Origin of the sequence: Clostridioides sp. ZZV15-6597 (assembly GCF_020657815.1) — a bacterium.
Classification (GTDB): domain Bacteria; phylum Bacillota; class Clostridia; order Peptostreptococcales; family Peptostreptococcaceae; genus Clostridioides.
The window spans coordinates 1-17055 of the sequence record NZ_JAGWCT010000085.1 but is presented as its reverse complement, the minus strand read 5'-3'; the positions used below and the strand labels follow the sequence as shown (position 1 = coordinate 17055).

Annotated in this window: 25 protein-coding genes; 3 read left to right on the top strand and 22 right to left on the bottom strand. The window is 23.0% G+C overall.

Features of this window, described 5'->3' with window-relative positions:
• The 7 genes from KGF52_RS15990 to KGF52_RS15960 form a co-directional block, all read right to left on the bottom strand.
• Nucleotides 1-487: hypothetical protein (locus tag KGF52_RS15990; protein WP_227840856.1), on the bottom strand; the 487-nt coding region annotated here is incomplete at its 3' end.
• An 11-nt stretch (nt 488-498) separates the two neighbouring features.
• Nucleotides 499-1020, bottom strand: coding sequence for a hypothetical protein (locus tag KGF52_RS15985; RefSeq protein WP_227840855.1), 522 nt, complete (start codon nt 1018-1020; stop codon nt 499-501).
• A gap of 1 nt (nt 1021) precedes the next feature.
• Complete coding sequence (locus KGF52_RS15980) at nt 1022-2059, bottom strand: hypothetical protein (protein WP_227840854.1); 1038 nt, start codon at nt 2057-2059, stop codon at nt 1022-1024.
• 253 nt (nt 2060-2312) lie between these two features.
• Nucleotides 2313-2516: a hypothetical protein gene (locus KGF52_RS15975; RefSeq protein WP_227840853.1), complete on the bottom strand. Its 204-nt coding sequence runs from the start codon at nt 2514-2516 to the stop codon at nt 2313-2315.
• A 521-nt stretch (nt 2517-3037) separates the two neighbouring features.
• Complete coding sequence (locus KGF52_RS15970) at nt 3038-3427, bottom strand: hypothetical protein (RefSeq protein WP_227840852.1); 390 nt, start codon at nt 3425-3427, stop codon at nt 3038-3040.
• Nucleotides 3428-3439: 12 nt separating this feature from the next.
• Complete coding sequence (locus KGF52_RS15965) at nt 3440-4747, bottom strand: hypothetical protein (protein ID WP_227840851.1); 1308 nt, start codon at nt 4745-4747, stop codon at nt 3440-3442.
• 39 nt (nt 4748-4786) lie between these two features.
• Nucleotides 4787-5089, bottom strand: coding sequence for a hypothetical protein (locus tag KGF52_RS15960; protein WP_227840850.1), 303 nt, complete (start codon nt 5087-5089; stop codon nt 4787-4789).
• Nucleotides 5090-5322: 233 nt separating this feature from the next.
• On the opposite strand from KGF52_RS15960, the gene KGF52_RS15955 reads away from it, so the two are divergent.
• Nucleotides 5323-5889, top strand: a complete 567-nt coding sequence (locus KGF52_RS15955) for a hypothetical protein (RefSeq protein WP_227840849.1) — start codon at nt 5323-5325, stop codon at nt 5887-5889.
• A gap of 67 nt (nt 5890-5956) precedes the next feature.
• Here KGF52_RS15955 and KGF52_RS15950 read toward each other — a convergent pair whose 3' ends face one another.
• Genes KGF52_RS15950 through KGF52_RS15930 form a run of 5 tightly spaced genes read right to left on the bottom strand, consistent with a single transcriptional unit; the run spans nt 5957 to nt 10198 of the window.
• Entirely contained in the window at nt 5957-7387 is a 1431-nt protein-coding gene (locus KGF52_RS15950; RefSeq protein WP_227840848.1) for a DEAD/DEAH box helicase, read from the bottom strand.
• Entirely contained in the window at nt 7371-7877 is a 507-nt protein-coding gene (locus KGF52_RS15945; protein WP_227840847.1) for a hypothetical protein, read from the bottom strand. Before KGF52_RS15945 ends, KGF52_RS15950 begins: the two co-directional genes overlap by 17 nt.
• Nucleotides 7878-8531 (bottom strand): IbrB-like domain-containing protein, encoded by a 654-nt coding sequence (locus KGF52_RS15940; RefSeq protein WP_227840846.1) that lies wholly within the window; start codon nt 8529-8531, stop codon nt 7878-7880.
• Nucleotides 8521-8931 carry a hypothetical protein gene (locus KGF52_RS15935; protein ID WP_227840845.1) on the bottom strand — a complete coding sequence of 137 codons (411 nt, stop codon included), beginning with the start codon at nt 8929-8931 and terminating at the stop codon, nt 8521-8523. The genes KGF52_RS15940 and KGF52_RS15935 overlap by 11 nt, the downstream gene beginning before the upstream one ends.
• Nucleotides 8932-8935: 4 nt before the next feature.
• The gene (locus KGF52_RS15930; protein ID WP_227840844.1) at nt 8936-10198 is read right to left on the bottom strand and encodes a DUF3440 domain-containing protein; all 1263 of its coding nucleotides are present in this window, start codon (nt 10196-10198) and stop codon (nt 8936-8938) included.
• A 140-nt stretch (nt 10199-10338) separates the two neighbouring features.
• Here KGF52_RS15930 and KGF52_RS15925 point away from each other — a divergent pair, with 140 nt between their 5' ends.
• Nucleotides 10339-11007: a hypothetical protein gene (locus KGF52_RS15925; RefSeq protein ID WP_227840843.1), complete on the top strand. Its 669-nt coding sequence runs from the start codon at nt 10339-10341 to the stop codon at nt 11005-11007.
• Between the two features lie 67 nt (nt 11008-11074).
• Here the strand turns inward: KGF52_RS15925 and KGF52_RS15920 are convergent, their stop codons facing one another.
• The 6 genes from KGF52_RS15920 to KGF52_RS15895 form a co-directional block, all read right to left on the bottom strand.
• Nucleotides 11075-11305: a hypothetical protein gene (locus tag KGF52_RS15920; protein ID WP_227840842.1), complete on the bottom strand. Its 231-nt coding sequence runs from the start codon at nt 11303-11305 to the stop codon at nt 11075-11077.
• A 69-nt stretch (nt 11306-11374) separates the two neighbouring features.
• Nucleotides 11375-11821, bottom strand: coding sequence for a hypothetical protein (locus KGF52_RS15915; RefSeq protein ID WP_227840841.1), 447 nt, complete (start codon nt 11819-11821; stop codon nt 11375-11377).
• A gap of 30 nt (nt 11822-11851) precedes the next feature.
• Nucleotides 11852-12250: a hypothetical protein gene (locus KGF52_RS15910; RefSeq protein ID WP_227840840.1), complete on the bottom strand. Its 399-nt coding sequence runs from the start codon at nt 12248-12250 to the stop codon at nt 11852-11854.
• Between the two features lie 26 nt (nt 12251-12276).
• On the bottom strand, nt 12277-13179 hold the full coding sequence (locus KGF52_RS15905) for a hypothetical protein (protein WP_227840839.1): 903 nt from the start codon (nt 13177-13179) through the stop codon (nt 12277-12279).
• Nucleotides 13180-13226: 47 nt separating this feature from the next.
• Nucleotides 13227-13484: a hypothetical protein gene (locus tag KGF52_RS15900; RefSeq protein ID WP_227840838.1), complete on the bottom strand. Its 258-nt coding sequence runs from the start codon at nt 13482-13484 to the stop codon at nt 13227-13229.
• 254 nt (nt 13485-13738) lie between these two features.
• Nucleotides 13739-14380: a ParB N-terminal domain-containing protein gene (locus KGF52_RS15895; RefSeq protein WP_227840837.1), complete on the bottom strand. Its 642-nt coding sequence runs from the start codon at nt 14378-14380 to the stop codon at nt 13739-13741.
• Between the two features lie 260 nt (nt 14381-14640).
• Here KGF52_RS15895 and KGF52_RS15890 point away from each other — a divergent pair, with 260 nt between their 5' ends.
• Nucleotides 14641-14844, top strand: a complete 204-nt coding sequence (locus KGF52_RS15890) for a hypothetical protein (RefSeq protein ID WP_227840836.1) — start codon at nt 14641-14643, stop codon at nt 14842-14844.
• A 96-nt stretch (nt 14845-14940) separates the two neighbouring features.
• Here KGF52_RS15890 and KGF52_RS15885 read toward each other — a convergent pair whose 3' ends face one another.
• The 4 genes from KGF52_RS15885 to KGF52_RS15870 form a co-directional block, all read right to left on the bottom strand.
• Nucleotides 14941-15624, bottom strand: a complete 684-nt coding sequence (locus tag KGF52_RS15885; RefSeq protein WP_227840835.1) for an LPD29 domain-containing protein — start codon at nt 15622-15624, stop codon at nt 14941-14943.
• Nucleotides 15625-15721: 97 nt separating this feature from the next.
• Nucleotides 15722-15898 carry a hypothetical protein gene (locus KGF52_RS15880; protein WP_227840834.1) on the bottom strand — a complete coding sequence of 59 codons (177 nt, stop codon included), beginning with the start codon at nt 15896-15898 and terminating at the stop codon, nt 15722-15724.
• 96 nt (nt 15899-15994) lie between these two features.
• Entirely contained in the window at nt 15995-16546 is a 552-nt protein-coding gene (locus KGF52_RS15875; RefSeq protein WP_227840833.1) for an antirestriction protein ArdA, read from the bottom strand.
• Between the two features lie 147 nt (nt 16547-16693).
• Nucleotides 16694-16891, bottom strand: a complete 198-nt coding sequence (locus KGF52_RS15870; RefSeq protein ID WP_227840832.1) for a helix-turn-helix domain-containing protein — start codon at nt 16889-16891, stop codon at nt 16694-16696.
• Between the last annotated feature and the right edge of the window lie 164 nt (nt 16892-17055).

Here is a 17055-nt window from a genome sequence, read left to right as displayed (position 1 = left end):
TATATATACTATATAAGACATTTAATTTATTACCTATAGATATAGTATTATATATATTTTGGTTGACATATAATGATATTGTTTCATTATCTGAATTTAAAAGTTCAAGTGCAAATAATATTTGTTTTCCACTTTTACTACTTTTATCTAAATCTGCTAACATTACTTTTTTCTTTGAAACAATCATAATTTCTGTTTTAGGAGCATTAAAATATTGTAATATATCATTTGATACCTCTTTTATTGATGAAGTTTGAACCAAAGGTTCTTCTATATTATTGCTATCTATTTCGTTTTTATTTGATGTTTTATTTTCTTTATTTATATTGATATCAGTATCATCTTGAGGTTGTGTTTTTTTCACTTCTATTTTATTTTTATTTTCATTAGGAACTTCTTTTTTATTTATATTATTGGATAAAAAATATATACCTATAGTAATAAGTAGTAATATAATACTTATGATTATACCTTGCGATTTTTTCATTATATATCCCTCTATTTCTTATTTAAATTAAATTTATTTGTTAATATTTTTATAGTAGAAGCCATTTTTTCATCAATATTATGTATATGATTTGTTTGATTAGAGTTATTATTGGATATATCTAAATTATCATCTACTAAATATTTTGGTAATTTATTTATATAAATATCATCACTTTCCACTTCAGGTCCAAAATTACATTTAAAATCAGCAGAATTAATTTTATAGTCTTCATCTAATAAAAATCCACAATATTTTTTTATGTTTTCTTTTTTATATTCATCTACATTGCTCATTAAAACTACTTCTAGATTTGACAATATATTTTTACATAAATAATTTTCACTTTTTATGAACCTATCTTCTTTTGCCACTTTGTAACTTGATATTTGCATCAACATATCAATATCTTTGACAATCGAATAGAGAGAATTCACATCCATTGAATTAAGAATATTTACAGGTGGTTCATATTCATCAACTTCTTCTAATATATTTTTAATATATTCTATATATGTTTTCATACCATTCATTTTATCCTACCTCAATCAATTCTTTGTTTATATCATACACACCCAAAGTTTTTAACATTTGTGTTAATATATTATATTTATCTATAGAATTTTCGCCTTGTTTAGATACTGCTGTTAAAATTATATTATTAAGTCCATTGGGACAAATAACTTGTATTACAGATGTCTCTGTATTTTCCTTTTTAGTATTTTTAAATACATATTCACTTACTATTACTTCATTTTCATCTATTTTTTTTATATCAGTTCCTTTGTTAGATATTATTTTATTTCCATCAGCCTCTATATTTATTCGTATTTGCTTATCTATTTGTTTTACAATATTTTTATCTAAAATAGATGCTAGGCTTTGTATAGGAACATTTGATTCAAGTGGAGATACACCTAAACTTACTCTAGTTTCAAAAGGGTCATTAGCTATAAACTCTACCAATATACCTGCCAATTTAGCTTTATCATATGCCAAATCAAATATATGATTATTTTTGGATTCCCTTACTAAATTTTGTATAGTAGCTATGTTTTCTTTTACTTCCCAAGTAGCTGGGTATTTAACCTTTAGACTCAAATATTTATTTGTATATTCCTTATATTCTTTGTTATCATCTAGTTTTTTTTCTTCAGGTAAAGAATTAATAGCTTCTCTTAAAGACAACTCTTCTTTTTTGTAGTTACTACCAAGATTACTTTTATCATTCTCAGATACTTTAACATCTTTAACAGGTACAAATTCATCAAGTGTAGACTTGATACTATTTAGATTGATAACTATAAGAGTTGTTATAATAAACATAAAACACATATAAATAACTTTTAATTTAGAATTATTTTTATTAATCTTATTCTTTGAATTAAACTCTTGATAGAAATGTCCAGATTCTACAAAGTTTATATTATATAGAGTATCTAATTCATCTAAGCAATCATGTTTATTTAAGCTATTCAAATATACTATATTTAAATTTATGTCTGACACGATGTTATCTATACTATTAAAGAGCTTCTTTTCAGTTAAAATATATAAATGTTCATTTGACATGATATTTCTATATTTATGGGTTTTGGAAAAATAAATGTATAATATCTGTTTATTTATTTCTATTAAATGTTTTTTATTATATATATTCATATTAATAAATTTGTATAAGTTTAAAATATCTTTCATTGTAAAATTACTATAGTATATATACCTTATTTTATTTTCTTTATCAAAATCATTTAACATATATGTATTATCACCTACCAATTATTTTTATTATTAAAATATAAATCGCCTATAATGAGTTTAAACATTATTTTGTCATAATAGTATTATATAGACACTCAAAGCTCTTACAGAAGCTATAAATAAATATTATTGCTACAGAAAAGTTTATATATAGTTTTAGTAAATCTTCTTCATTTTTTTTATTATAACTTTCTTTTTTATTTTTTCTGTTATCTTTTTTCACTGTTTTTTTGCTTATACTAGATTTTTTTTTCTTATGTTTTGCCATAATTTTAATCTCCTTTATTTATTTTTATATGCAATAATATTTATTATTTTAGTAATTATATTTAGTAATATATATTTGCATTTATTATTAAATTTAAATAAATATATATTAGTAATATATATTTATACTTGTATATATCTATATATATCTATAAATATATACAATAAAAAAAGTCTAGTTATTTAAACTAGACCTTTTTTATGATTAAATCATCATAATAATTATTTTAAATATAGAGTATATAACAACACTCACAAATAAACATATTAGAAAACAACTACTTATCAATATAAGATTAATTACCTCATTACATATTTTTCGGAGAACTTTGAATAGAATCTGATTTCTACCATGCATCTTATTTACTTTTTTATAATTGATAACTTTACCTTGCATACCATCAACCCCTATTATTTTTTTATATTCTTTATTTAAGTTTTTTATATTTTACAATTTGTATTGTAAACATTCAAAGTAATTTAATTTATATTCTTTATTTTAAGTTTTCAAATCTAGTTTTACTACATTAATATTTCTTCTAACTTTTTTATAATATCTACTCTACAAAATTCAAAGTATTCTTTAGAATTAGATATTAATTCTTTAATATGTCTCTTTACCACACATTTATAATTTTCTTTATCAAAAAGACCATGTTTATCCCATGTATTATAATCTTTATTTGAATTACACCAATTAATAAAATTATCATAATCATATATAACATTCAGTACTCTAGCTAAATCAATTTTATTTTTATTATATTTGTCTATATTATTTAGATTTATCTTTTCAATCATAATTATAAATTCTTTAAATTCATTAATTGAAATAGATTCTAGAAAATTCCAATTACAATCTTTAGAGTAACTTATAAGTTTTAAAAGTTTGTTAGCAGTCATATTGTTCATGTTAAAATCTTCCTATTTATTAAGAATTTTTACAATGGATTCTATTTCAAATGTTGAACCAGATAAAATATTCTTTATTAGATTATTTGATATATGTATCTTATAAATTGATAAATAATTTATTATAGTATAAAAAATATTCTCTCTGCTATTCCTTGCGATATAGTATTCCATCTCATTTACTAGATGTTTGCATTCTTTCATATCTAATTTCTCTTTTAAATTTTCACCAATTGATACATTAGTATAGTTACTTGTATCTTGAATTAATTCTTGTATTATATACCCTACTAAAGTATTTAAATTTCGTATGGAGTCTCTTAATAATCTTTCTACAAATCCTTTAGGAACATTAATTTCATAAATTGATAAATAACTTATTATAGTATAAAAAAGACCATCTTTATCATTGTATGAGAGAGATTCTATAGTATCTTTTGAGAATTTAAAGCATTCTTCTTCACTAAGTTTACATTTCAAGCTATTTAAAAAAGTACTATATTTATCATTATCTATATAGTTATTATCTTGAAGAAGCTCTTGTATTATATAACTCATATTATTATTCAAAGTTCTTCTTTCTGTATTTAAAAGTTTTTTTACAAATCCATCTGGAATAGAAATCTCACAAGAGGATAAATAACTCATAATATTATAAAAAACAAAGTCTATATTTCCATAGGAAAGAGCATTTATAATCCTTCTTGAAACTCTAAAACATTCTTTTTCATCTATTTCATATAACTTTGTTCTTAGTTTTTTTCCAATATCTTTATATACATTTTCAGCATCATAATTATTTTCTTGCATAAGCCCTTGAATAATATAACCTATATGATTATTTAATTTAGATATGGAGCTTTTTAATATCTTTTTTATAAATTGATTAGGTATACTAATATCATACTTAGATAGCCATTTTATCATAGTATAAAAAACCAGTTCCTTATCTTCACATAAAAGATGTGTTATGAGTTCATTAGAGACATAAAAGCAGTCTTCTTTAGATACTTTATTCTTAAGCTTCTCACCAACTTTTAGAAAGCTATCTTTTGAATTATACTCATCACATTGCATTAATTCTTGTAATATCAAACTAATGTTATAATTTTCACTATCCAAATCTAAAGTATTTTCAAAAATATCTTTTTCAAGTATTATGTTATTAGCTTTTAAACAATTATTTATGATATCATGAGCTTTTTTTATATCTTTTCTAGAAAGACATACTATAATGTCATTGCAAAATCTAAATAAATTCTTTTCATTTAATTCTCTCTTTAATTCCTTACCAATTGTTATATATGCATTTTCATTCATAATAGTATAATTCTCCTAAATTCTTTAGTTTTGTGAAGGTTAAATTATATGTATTAAATATTCCTTCTCTAGTTCTTTAGGTACAAGTATATTTACACTATAGCTCTGTTGAATTTTTAGAAGCCTTGATATATTCCTAGCTACAAGTTTTTCTGCCACTATATATAACCTATTTTCTTTATTAATATCATTATATATATATTTAAAATATACATCTTTTTCATTTGTATCTTTTACGACCTTATCATCAATTTCTAATTTTAGAATCTCTAGTTTTTGTTTATTTATTTCTAAATGTACTGTGCATTTATTTCCGTTTTTTATATTGAAATTGTAAATCACATTTATATCCTCCTCAACAATCAAACTTCTTTATACTTAAATAATATTATTTTCCTGTTCTTAAGTCAATCATTTTTTATATATATTATCTATTTTTTTATTTTTATTATATATTTTTATATTTTTTAAATCAATAATTATATTTTTTATATATAATTTTATAATATCTATTTACGTTTTCGTAAATTTATGTTAATCTATATACATAGAATTAAAAATTAGGAGGATAAAAAATGAATGCAAAATTTGAAAAACTTTTATCTATATCAGAGGCAGCAAAAAAATATAATAAAACAGAAGCTAATTTCAGGATGTTAATTAATAAAGGATTTTTTATAATAAATGAAGATTGTATAAAGAAAGGAAATACATGGATTTTCGATGAAGAAGCTCTTGAAAGTAAATATGGGCAAAAGATAACTCTAGAAGAATACAATAATTATATAAATTTAATAAAGAGATTGGTTAATCTACAGTTGCATTTTAAAGACAGGGCAGAAGAAGAAAAAACAAAGATGTTTAAAACACATAGAGATTTAGATATGATTCTAACAGATAATAAAATGTATTGTACATATATGCAAGGAATAAATACACTTATAAATAATGTAAAAAAATATCTAAAAGATGATGAAGAATTATTAAACGAATGTTTACAACTTTCAAAAGATATAAGTGTATCAGGTTTAAATAATTTGCGTTTTGGACTAGAATATGCAAAACCTTTTACAGATTTAGAGAATAGATTACATTCAGAACAAGAAAAAGAGTTTTTTAGAATCTTAACACAAAATAATTAAATAATAAAACATTAAGAAGCGTATGTAATAATAGTATAAGCTTCTTAATGTTTTACCTAGAGAAAAGCTAAATAATATTTAAAAACTTTTCTTTGAATTTTTGAATCTCTTCTTTATTATCTTTTACTTTGTCTATAGCCTTTTTGATTGATGCTGATAAGCTTTCTTTTCTATCTAGACTTTCTTTTATTCTTACATCAATTGTATTGTTAGCTATGATATCTATTATATGACAATTTTTACTTTGGCCAAGTCTATATATCCTATCTTCACTTTGATACCTTTTTGCATAATCAAATGTATTATTATAATAAATCATATAATTAGCTACTTGTAAATTTAGACCAGTTGAACCAGTACCTATGTTCGCTATAAGGATATTATTGTCTCCATAAATAAATCTATTTAATTGAATTGACTTCTCCTTATAACTTAAACATCCATTTAATTTACTATACTTTAAATCCTTTAATTCCTCTTCAATAAATTTTAAATCACTATTATATTTATGCCAAATAATACACTTATTCTTATTTAAATCTATACTTTCTAGTATTTCATGTAAGACCTTAACTCTATCATGATTCTTATATGAAAATTTAATTTTTTTATTCTTTTTTTTACTAAAATCATAATCATTAGTAAAAAAATCTGTATCAATATATCCACTTGCTACCCTATGTAAATAACCAATCATTCTAAAAATATCAACACTTTGTAAATTTTCAAAATCTATTTGGTTAAACATAGTATCTCTTACATAATTATAAAAAGTTTGATGTTCATTACTCATACACAAATACCTTACTTGATAATTTTTTTCTGGTAAATCTAAACATTCATCCTTTTTAATTTGATAAACATAAGGATTTATCTTTTTTGTGAGGTAATCTATATTGTGAGCTCTTAAAATTAGCCCTGGATAGTGCTTACTATATTCAAGATGATTTTTTGCAAAGGAATAAAAAGAATTATACCCTAAAATCTTTGGATGAAGAAAATACATTTGGGTATATAAATCCCAAATTCCTTGTGTAATTGGAGTACCTGTCATTATAATTCTATATTCAATATTATTTTGCATACTTAATATTCTTTCACTTCTTTTTGCTTTATAATTTTTTATGAAATGACTTTCATCAAGAACTATCATACTTGACTTATGTACTAAATTAAGTAATTTTGAATAATATTTCTTAGACGAAGATATTGTTTCTATTCCAATAATACAAATAAATTGATTTTTATAATGTTCAATATCTTCTACACTATAATTAGAATGTTTTATAATATCTTTAATAAGATTTTCTTTAGTTGATACAGGACATATCCAAAAAACTGTATCTATTTTATTTTTTTCTAATCTGTAATTAGCAAATTCAAGTGCGGTTCTTGTTTTACCTGTTCCTGTGTCCATAAATAAGGCACAAGCTTTTATATCTTTTAATTTATTAAAAGCTATTTGTTGATGTTCATATAATTCAGTCTTTAAGTTCATCTAAAACACTCTCTTCATCTATTTCCCCTGTAACAAATTCAATCAAATTATTATAATCAAAATCTCCTTTTAAGGCTTGTTTAACTGTTAAAAGATTATTTGAACCATTTGATTCATCTGGGTCAAATAATTCAAGCAAATCTCCATCTTTTATAATGTAAATTCTTCTTTTGTCTGAGTGTAATATATCTAATATATCATTTTCCTTAGCATAATATATGCCTCTAACTACAAAAAAACCATCTATCTTTGAAAAAGGCAAATATTCAAATTTCCAATCTAATGTAGCAGTTTTATATTTATATATAAGTTTTGCTACATATGGTCTTTTATCTTTTCTTTTAGCATTAAACTCAAACTTATAGTTACCTTGTATTTCTTCAATAGTGTTTTCTATTCTTTCTATTTCTTTTTTTCTCTTATAAATTATTTTTTTTATCTCTTCTACCAAAGAAATTAATTCCTCATTTGATAATTTTTCAAGCTCCAATTATTCACCATCTTCTTCCAAGTGTTTAGTTTTATCAAGTAATGCTTCCCATGAGGGACTAAATTCATGATTGATAAAGGCATCCTTTAAGCCTGTAAATTGTTTTAACTTTAGAACCTCTTCAGGTTCCATTCCAAAAGCTTTACAAATTCTTTCATCACTCCATCCAGCTTTTGTCAACTCTAATACCATATTACTTAATCCAAAAATAGTATGTTGACCTCGTGCTCTATTATGTCTTATTGTACTTGTCATTCTTTCTTCAATAGGTTTATCTATTATTGCTACAGGCAAATAATTATGCACTTTTTCATTTATATCCTTATATTCTTTACCAACTCTATTTCGATGATAACCATCTACAATTTCAATCTTATTTTTATTATATTCATATCCAACAATTGGTTGAGTATATCCATCTGCCTTTATTGATTCATGTAAAAGCTTCATTTCAGGAGTAGCTACTCGATTAGGATTATAACTATTTGCTTCTATATTTTCACTTTTAAACCAAAGAACAGAATCAACAGGCTGTTCTTTAAATGGAGATATATCATGTAAAGATAGTTTAACTTTATTAAGGGCATCCACCTTTTCATCGAAAGGTAACTTTGATATTTCTTTCTTCAATTCTTCTATCAACTTATCTATCACTTTTTCTCGCCTCTCTTCTTAAAAAAATATAGTTTTTACTTTCTCTAGTTATTATAAAACCTTTCTCTAGCCAATATTTAATATCACAATCCTTTTTTAATAAGTCTACTTTAATAGCTTTGTTAATATCTTTTATTAGATAAAAACGTCTCTTTAAGAGTTCTTTTTCTATTGCTGCTATTTCTGAATACGTGTAGTCAAATATAATAAGATTCTTTTTTTCTTCAAATACAGTAAATCCAACGGCCTCATTGTTTTCAATTGCTATTATCCAAATATAATTATCTTCATTTGACAGATATTTAAGTTTTGATTTATATTTTTTTTCAGCAAAATACTTACCAACTAATGAGTAAAATTCTTTTCTATTATAATTATTTTTAAATACTTTATATATCATAATTCTAATCATCCTTTGATTTAAATTTATTTTCATATTTTTCTAAGCTTTTATTTATTTCACCAACTCCAAAATAGTTAATATATTTATCTCTAATTTTTTTTAATTTTTCATATCCTGATTTTGTTTCTCCAAAAGATAATCGTTTCATCCAAAAATCATTTTTTTCTATAGCTCTTGCAATTTCTTTCCAAGAACACCAATCATTATCATTACCATGTTCCATATCATCAGTTAATTCTGTTTTGCACTTTTCTTTATGCCACCATATTACTCTTTTAATCTTTTCAATATAGTGCTCCATTACTTCAGGAGCATATATACCTATACTTTCTAATAAAAATATAGTGTATTCTTCCCAACTCATATGGCTAGGTTTAGATGTTTTTATATGGCCTAATAATTCTGTTCTACAGTATATACATCCCATGTTTACTCCACTAACTCTATTTAATAATTTTTCCCAAGTATCTGGCTCAATTGATTTAAATTGGTCAAGACCGACTCGTTGGTCAAAACCAAATGGCTGACAAAGTCTTTGCTGATGAATACTGACACCATTTTTATACATCATTTCATATATTTGATTAAATTTTAAATCATATTTAGCAACCACTCCCCAAATATCTTCAGTACAGTAATCATAAATAGGATAAAAATTATATATATCTAAATCTATTTTTGTTGTCCATTGTAAGCCCTTATAAGTGATTTTATTTGTACTCGCAATAGTTCTATAACGATTTAAACTTTCTTGGCTTCTAATAGCAACTCCACAAGCCACAGGTCCATCATTTTTATCTCTATACCATTTAGCAAAGTCAACTATAAAATCTTCGAATATCATACCTCGTTCATAAAAATCAAATACATTATTTTTAATATTTATTACATCCTTACCTCTTGGCATTTTCCTAATCCATTTACTTTTACAATTTTCATCCCAAGTTATCCATGTAGGTTCAAATTGACTAACTGCATTATCTTCTGTAAATTCTAAGCAAACATGATAAAAATGTTCTATTTGAGATAATTTTTTTAATTCTTTTAAGTGTTCATCAGTTGCCTTATACCAAGCTTCTAAATCTATGTGTAGTACATCAAATTTTCTATTCATTTCTTTTGCTATCATATTTGCTAATTGAACCATAACAGAACTATCTTTACCTCCACTTACACTAAAATATATATTGTCAAAATTATTAAATATATATGTTAGACGTTCTATAGAAGCATCTAGTACATTTTTTTCATTGTAAATCTTCATAATATTACTCCTTAATAATTAATCTATAGCATTATTATCTTTATTTATATATAAACATATTTTTAAACACTATATATATAATATTTAAAAACATATCTTTTATAAGATAAATTAATTTAATGGTAAATTTGGAGGTGTTTATGTTTAAACTAAGTAGCAAATATTTTAATTTTAATTTTTTAGATTCTATACTATCTGAAATACATAAAAATGGCTATGTAGTTGGTAAACTTAAAGATAATAAAGTAATAACATCTTTTTCAGACCTAGATATAATAAATTCTAATGATATTAGTTATCTTAATGAAAATGATACTATAGCTATTGTTGAAAAAAATGGTTTTTTCTATGGAATGAGTATTACAGAATATGAGAAAATTAAAAAATTAAAAAAAGCTAAAATTTTAGAACAATTAAAAGACGAAAAATATAAGAAAAAAATAGAATTAGAAAAAAGTATATTAAATAGAAAAGAAGCAATTGAATTTAATAAAAAAATCCTTTTAAATGTACCTTGGCGACCAGTTCATTGTATGGTTGATTCAGGTCTTAACACTTCTTCGATGGGGGATGGGACATATAGTAAATCAGTCGTTCATATTGAGTTATTAGAACCTTTTGTTGAAGGTAGATTGAAAAGGAATAGTAAAGATTTACTTTGCAACAGTGATAAAAATTCAAAGAGTAAATTAAAAGGATATAGAGTTCTAGCTGAAGCTTATAGTATAGATGGAAATAAATATAATCAAAAAGTGACTTGTAAAGCTTGCTTAAATATATTGAGAAGAAAGAATCTTATTAAAAAATAAACAATCTATATTAGATATAAAAGTTAAAGACCTCTTAATAATTAAATTATATTAAGAGGTCTTTAGCTTATTTATTTTTATCGCTTCTTTTATTTTCAATAAAGTTTTTAATGAAATTAAATATTACAAATCCAGTTATTATACCTAATACACTTTCAGGAATTGACTCTATTCTATGATTAAATAAAATAGACAAACCTAAATATACTATAGATACAATAATTAAATAGCAAATACTTTCAAAAAAAGATAAAGATATTGAGCATTTAAAACTGATACTGAATTCTTTGTCATTCATTACATTCACCCTTTCAATATAATTTATTGTGTATATTATATCAGTTCAGAAATTATTTTATCAGTATAATTAAATAATTTTATTACAAACTTCTCTTAATTCATCAATAGACTCTATCTCTTTTTCTATTCTTTTATTTATATATTTTACTATATAGATATAATAATCTTTTTTTAGATATTCAGCTATTTCTTTAATAGAAAGCCATCTTCCATCTAATTTACTATCTTTATTCCTTGAAGTGAAATAATCACGAATATCACAAGCGTCAGATAAATCTTGTGCAAATCTTAATATAACTAAATAATCAGCTTTATTTTCATCTTCAATATATATAAAATCATTATAAGCTTTAATAAATTTATCTATATCTTTATCTCCATATTTACAAAAATCATCATAAGCTTCTGATAAGCCATCCAGCGAATATTCTTTTAGATTTTCCTCACATGCTTTTAGATAAGCTACTTTTTCCATTATTTCTTTAGCATTTTCACTATTTAAACTTCTATACATATCCAAACCTCCTTTAAAATGAAAAGTAATTTATAGATTTCTTTTTGCTTCTGCTAATGACCTTTTAATCTGTTTTATTTTCTTTTTTATTTCTTCATCTTCTCTATTTTTATACTTGATATATCTTTTGCTTTTTTCTCTAGTGACTTTTATACCATTAATTGTTTTTGTATTATGTTTATCTTTATATATTACTATAGCTTCTTCTCTATTGAATGCTTCAACTTCATCAACTATTTTATTTGTTTTATTTACTGAAAAATAAAATTTCTTTTTAGTAATTTCCTTAAGCATACTTTCTTTGAATTTTTCTTTTTCTCCAAAAACATCTAAAATAATATCATCATCTTTTATGTCTATAAATTGAAATTCAAACATATAATAAAGGTTATCTGCATCTATAATTCTAAACATTCTATTTTCATTCACTATAAAAGCTCCTTTTATATATTTATTTAAAAACGTTCAGATAGATATTCTATCTCTCTTATAAACTTATCTTCGTATTTAGATATAGCATCTAAAAATTTATAAATAAATTCATCTGTTAAAATTTCTTCAGTTGGCAACAAAAATGTTGTTAATACTTTAAAGTTATTTTCTGTAGAAGAACTATCTATATATAATTCAATATCATAAGTCTTTAATAAGAAATGTAAATCGTTAAAAGTTTCTATATAAAAATCTTTATCTTTAAATATATTTGTATTTTTATATGTAGCACTTGCTTTAGAAAGATATTTATAATTTATTAATTCTGTATTTAATGTAATGACATTAATTTTATCTTCTTCCCATTTAAAATTAAATACTCTATTATTAAGTTCTACTTGATTAATTTTACTATCTATATGATATTTCTCTATAAAGTCATATATTATTTTTTTGTTATTTTCAGTATAATTTTTAAAAAACTCATCTATTCCCTTTTTATAATCCATATTTTTATAATCATACTTTTGAAGTAATAAATCTTTATCAAAAACCCATATTGAACTTATTTTTTTGCCTACATCATTATAATCTCCTTTTTGTACCAAATTTCTGAATGTCGTGACAGGCATATCAAGCAGTTCAGCAGCTTCTTTTAATGATATAATATTATTGAGTGGTTTTTCTTTATAAGCACCATTAAGTAACCCCACCTGAAAATTAAATTTTATTTCTGAATCATATAAGTTATTTATTAATGAATCACATGCTGTTATATTTATTTCATTACAAGCTTTTAATATCATCTCTAATAATCTATTTTTATAAATATCATTAGAAAATAAATTAACTATCATATTTATTTGATTTTTATTAAATATACCTGACTTACCTAATTTAACTCCCAACTCATACACTTCGCCCATTTATAACCTCTCCTTTATTCTACTATTTATAATTATGTAATAATCTTTTATGATTTTTTGGGGTCTAAACTACCATTTTGTAGTCCAACTAAAAAATTACTTTTTATTTCCAAATCATATAGGTTATCTATTAATGATTCACATACAGTTAAGTTTTGTGACCTACATCCTTCTAAAATCATGTGTAATAATTTATCTGTATTACACTCTTGAAAAAATAAATTATTCATCTGAATTCTCTGACCTGAACTAAATACACCTGCTTTTCCTAATTTAAAACCCAGTTCATATACATCTGTTTTCATTTATATATCCTCCTTTGTCCTATAATTAGTTATCTATAAGTATAGAATATCATATCGTTATGTTTAAATCAAGTTTTTTATTAATCATCAACCAAAATATACGTTATTTCATTAATCATCAACCAAATATACGTTATTAATCTTAATCAATAATTAAATAAGAAATTTTTTATATTAATATTCAAAAAAATGGATATTTAACTGTGTTTATATTTTTATTCAAACACAGTTAAATATCCATTTAATGTTTATGATTATTTATTTTTCCTTCTAATTATTAACTTTTCATAAGCTTTATTTATAGTCAAGTTTCCATTTATAACATTATCTCTTATATCTTGATATATTTTATTTGAATACATGATATCTTTAAGCTTTATTAAATCTCCTGGATTCATTTTATATATAGATTCAATTAATTTATTACTAATTACATAATCTTCTTCTAATAACTTTATCTGATTCCAAGATTCTTTTACTGTATATTTTCTTTCAATATTAATTACAGTAGATATAATATTAGAAGCTTCTATAATTCTCATTGTATCAATATTATTAAGTTTAATGACTATAGCAGGTATTAGCTTCTTATGTAATTTTAAAGATATATATACTCTTATTAATCCATCTAATAAAAAATATTGTTCACTTTTTTCTAAATATAATACTAAAATAGGATTCGCAGAGCTGACATTCTCTATTCTTCTTGAAAACTTATTAAGACTATCTTCAATTGATACTTTCTTATATTCAGAACAAACTATAGATTCTATTTCTATATATATGCATTCTTCTCCTGATTCAAGTTTCATATCTTTTATAAGTGTATCAATTTCACTAGTAAGTTTTTTTATATCATTAGTTTTCACTATATTATCAATATCAATATCTTTCATAGTTATCCTCCTATTGACATTATCTATAACTTATTAAATCTCTAGATTGTATAATTGTATTTTTATACTTCTACCTCTAAATTTACATCTAATAGAAATTATTAAGATTAAATATTAATATGTTTTCTTTGTAAAATAAACTAGTTTTACTTGATATATTTATAATATAGTAATACATAGAAATGGTAAAGAAAAACCGCCTTATAACTTTACAGCATTATATTATAATATAATATAAAATAATAAGTAAGGAGAAATAAATGTCATTAGAAGAAATATTAAAAGTAGTGGTAATATCTTTAATGGTATGCTATATAGTAATAATTACTAAACGCACATTTAAAGGTTTATTAGAGATATTACACTCATTTGATACTAAAGAAGAGAGCTTCATAGCTTGGATTGTAATATTTATATTAATTTTAATAATAAGCAAAATATTACTTATAATAGTACAAAGTTAAGTACATAATTTAAAGAAGGTAAACACACTTGTTAAAATTATTTAAAAGCGTGTTTACCAAAATTAGGTTAATTATAATCATATTCATCTACTTTAATTATAGACATTTTGAAATCAGAGTTGATTTCATGGCCAATTTTTCTGATTGGACACTATTTTTTATTCTGTTAATTTTCTTAACTATTTTAAAGGGTTTATCCCATTTCCCAATGTTAAAATACATGTAAAAATTAGTGTCAAAATAATCTATCATAGCATCACTATCATCAAGATTATATTCCTTTAAGAGATTGTAGACATCGCTTAAAATACTTTTGCCTATTTCATTTAATTTTTCATTCCTATCTATATTATAATAGCTAATTTGTAAATAATCTTTTTCACAACCTTCATTAAATATATTTTGAGGTGCTTCCATCAAACTTACATTTATTGTTGAACACATACCATCTGAGGTTGTAATACTAAATTTATAAATTGGATATATTTCTTTTACATATTGACGAATGATTTTTGCAATATCTTTAATTGACAAATAATCACTATAATGTTCCCCTTTCCAGCCATATTCAGTATAAAACTCACATCTTGTGCTATTTGCAGTTTCAGTCGTTATAATTTTTGATTTCTTTTTCCATGTTGGAAATAAGCACTCATATTCATTATTAATTTTTTTCATTACTTCATCATTTCCACCCATATCTGGATGATGTATTTTTGCTAACTTTTTAAATGTACTTTTTAACTCTTCTAATGATTTTATATCTTTAAAATAATCCATATTGTCGCCTTCCTACAATTTTATTCCATTTCAATTTTTTTATTTGAAGTGGTATTTTTGAAGCTATCTGCAATTCATGTATCATAACCTTACACTCTCAAAGTTTATAATTTATTTCTTCTACTTGTGTGTTTTCATCATCTGTAAACCATTCTCCAGCATACTCTAGTGATGCTTCTTTAATAGCTAATTTAATAGCATCTTCTTTATTTTTAGCTTTTATATTAACAAACATATCCCCTGTAAATGGTATCTTTACTTTATATTCTTTCATAATTGACACTCCTTATATAAGTTAAAGTAAGTCTATAAAGTTTGAGTTTCATTTATAAACTTACCTTACTATTTATTCTATTTACTTATTAATTTCTTATAGTTGTATCTTCACATAATTGTTTGATGCTATATAAGCTCCCTTTGCAATCAAATGCTCTCCATATTTTTCATAGTCAAAATATTTTTCAAGTGTTTCTAGGTCTAACATATTGATTCCACCTAGATGTTTAATAAAACTATTTGCTAATTTAGATTCATTACTAATGCTGTCCTCATCCTCAAGTAATATAAAATCATGTTCTTTTAATAAATTAGAAATATCATTTTCAAGTATTGTATTAGTCTTTATATAATTTCCTTCAAGTAAAACTTCTAATTGTCTAATCTCATTTACTTCTAGTTCTTCAATTTTCTTAGCTAACTGGTTTAGCTGTTTTATATTGTTATCTTCATTTATTTTTAAGCCTTTTACATCTGTTTTAAAATCTGATATAAAATACTCCTTATATTTCTCATTTATACCTATATTTTTTAATACTTTTTTCAAACTTTCTTCTCTTATTGGCAATTCAATCCATTCCTCTATACATTCATCTTCATGATATTTTCCTAAGTTAGTTAAACATATTTTTATTCTTTTATTCATTTTTGTATACTCCTCCTATTTTTACGCCTATTTTATATAGTAAAAATGGCGAATTATATTTTATCGTTATTTCTTTTCCCTAATTCTATTATACTATAAGTTCGCCGAAAACGCAATATTTTTTTGGCGAACTAATTTAAAAAACTTTTATAGTTTTATTTCCAATAACTCTGATGCTTCTATCTCTAATACAAAACAGATTTTTTCAAGTTCACTAACTGTAAATTCTCTATGCCCATTCTCCTTTTTTGAATAGGTCTTAAAAGTCATTCCTATTGCTGTACTTAGTTGTTGCTGTGTAAATTTTTTTTCAACTCTTCTCTCTTTTAATCTTTGTAGATTCATTTTATTCCCTCCAGTTATTACTATAGAATAATCTTATCATATTTAAGAGTTATATAAAAGACACATAATTTGTAAAGAAAATCCTTAGCTTATCTCTATATATCAAAAAAAGATTATCATTTATAAAGTTTTAATAATATTATCTATAATATTAATTACTTGCT

What these genes read in the sequence shown, in the direction of transcription:
- KGF52_RS15985 (WP_227840855.1), bottom strand. Translation starts at nt 1,020, where the DNA reads ATGAATGGTATGAAAACATATATAGAATATATTAAAAATATATTAGAA.
- KGF52_RS15980 (WP_227840854.1), bottom strand. Translation starts at nt 2,059, where the DNA reads ATGTCAAATGAACATTTATATATTTTAACTGAAAAGAAGCTCTTTAAT.
- KGF52_RS15975 (WP_227840853.1), bottom strand. Translation starts at nt 2,516, where the DNA reads ATGGCAAAACATAAGAAAAAAAAATCTAGTATAAGCAAAAAAACAGTG.
- KGF52_RS15970 (WP_227840852.1), bottom strand. Translation starts at nt 3,427, where the DNA reads ATGAACAATATGACTGCTAACAAACTTTTAAAACTTATAAGTTACTCT.
- KGF52_RS15965 (WP_227840851.1), bottom strand. Translation starts at nt 4,747, where the DNA reads ATGAATGAAAATGCATATATAACAATTGGTAAGGAATTAAAGAGAGAA.
- KGF52_RS15955 (WP_227840849.1), top strand. Translation starts at nt 5,323, where the DNA reads ATGAATGCAAAATTTGAAAAACTTTTATCTATATCAGAGGCAGCAAAA.
- KGF52_RS15950 (WP_227840848.1), bottom strand. Translation starts at nt 7,387, where the DNA reads ATGAACTTAAAGACTGAATTATATGAACATCAACAAATAGCTTTTAAT.
- KGF52_RS15935 (WP_227840845.1), bottom strand. Translation starts at nt 8,931, where the DNA reads ATGATATATAAAGTATTTAAAAATAATTATAATAGAAAAGAATTTTAC.
- KGF52_RS15930 (WP_227840844.1), bottom strand. Translation starts at nt 10,198, where the DNA reads ATGAAGATTTACAATGAAAAAAATGTACTAGATGCTTCTATAGAACGT.
- KGF52_RS15925 (WP_227840843.1), top strand. Translation starts at nt 10,339, where the DNA reads ATGTTTAAACTAAGTAGCAAATATTTTAATTTTAATTTTTTAGATTCT.
- KGF52_RS15920 (WP_227840842.1), bottom strand. Translation starts at nt 11,305, where the DNA reads ATGAATGACAAAGAATTCAGTATCAGTTTTAAATGCTCAATATCTTTA.
- KGF52_RS15915 (WP_227840841.1), bottom strand. Translation starts at nt 11,821, where the DNA reads ATGTATAGAAGTTTAAATAGTGAAAATGCTAAAGAAATAATGGAAAAA.
- KGF52_RS15905 (WP_227840839.1), bottom strand. Translation starts at nt 13,179, where the DNA reads ATGGGCGAAGTGTATGAGTTGGGAGTTAAATTAGGTAAGTCAGGTATA.
- KGF52_RS15900 (WP_227840838.1), bottom strand. Translation starts at nt 13,484, where the DNA reads ATGAAAACAGATGTATATGAACTGGGTTTTAAATTAGGAAAAGCAGGT.
- KGF52_RS15895 (WP_227840837.1), bottom strand. Translation starts at nt 14,380, where the DNA reads ATGAAAGATATTGATATTGATAATATAGTGAAAACTAATGATATAAAA.
- KGF52_RS15890 (WP_227840836.1), top strand. Translation starts at nt 14,641, where the DNA reads ATGTCATTAGAAGAAATATTAAAAGTAGTGGTAATATCTTTAATGGTA.
- KGF52_RS15885 (WP_227840835.1), bottom strand. Translation starts at nt 15,624, where the DNA reads ATGGATTATTTTAAAGATATAAAATCATTAGAAGAGTTAAAAAGTACA.
- KGF52_RS15880 (WP_227840834.1), bottom strand. Translation starts at nt 15,898, where the DNA reads ATGAAAGAATATAAAGTAAAGATACCATTTACAGGGGATATGTTTGTT.
- KGF52_RS15875 (WP_227840833.1), bottom strand. Translation starts at nt 16,546, where the DNA reads ATGAATAAAAGAATAAAAATATGTTTAACTAACTTAGGAAAATATCAT.
- KGF52_RS15870 (WP_227840832.1), bottom strand. Translation starts at nt 16,891, where the DNA reads ATGAATCTACAAAGATTAAAAGAGAGAAGAGTTGAAAAAAAATTTACA.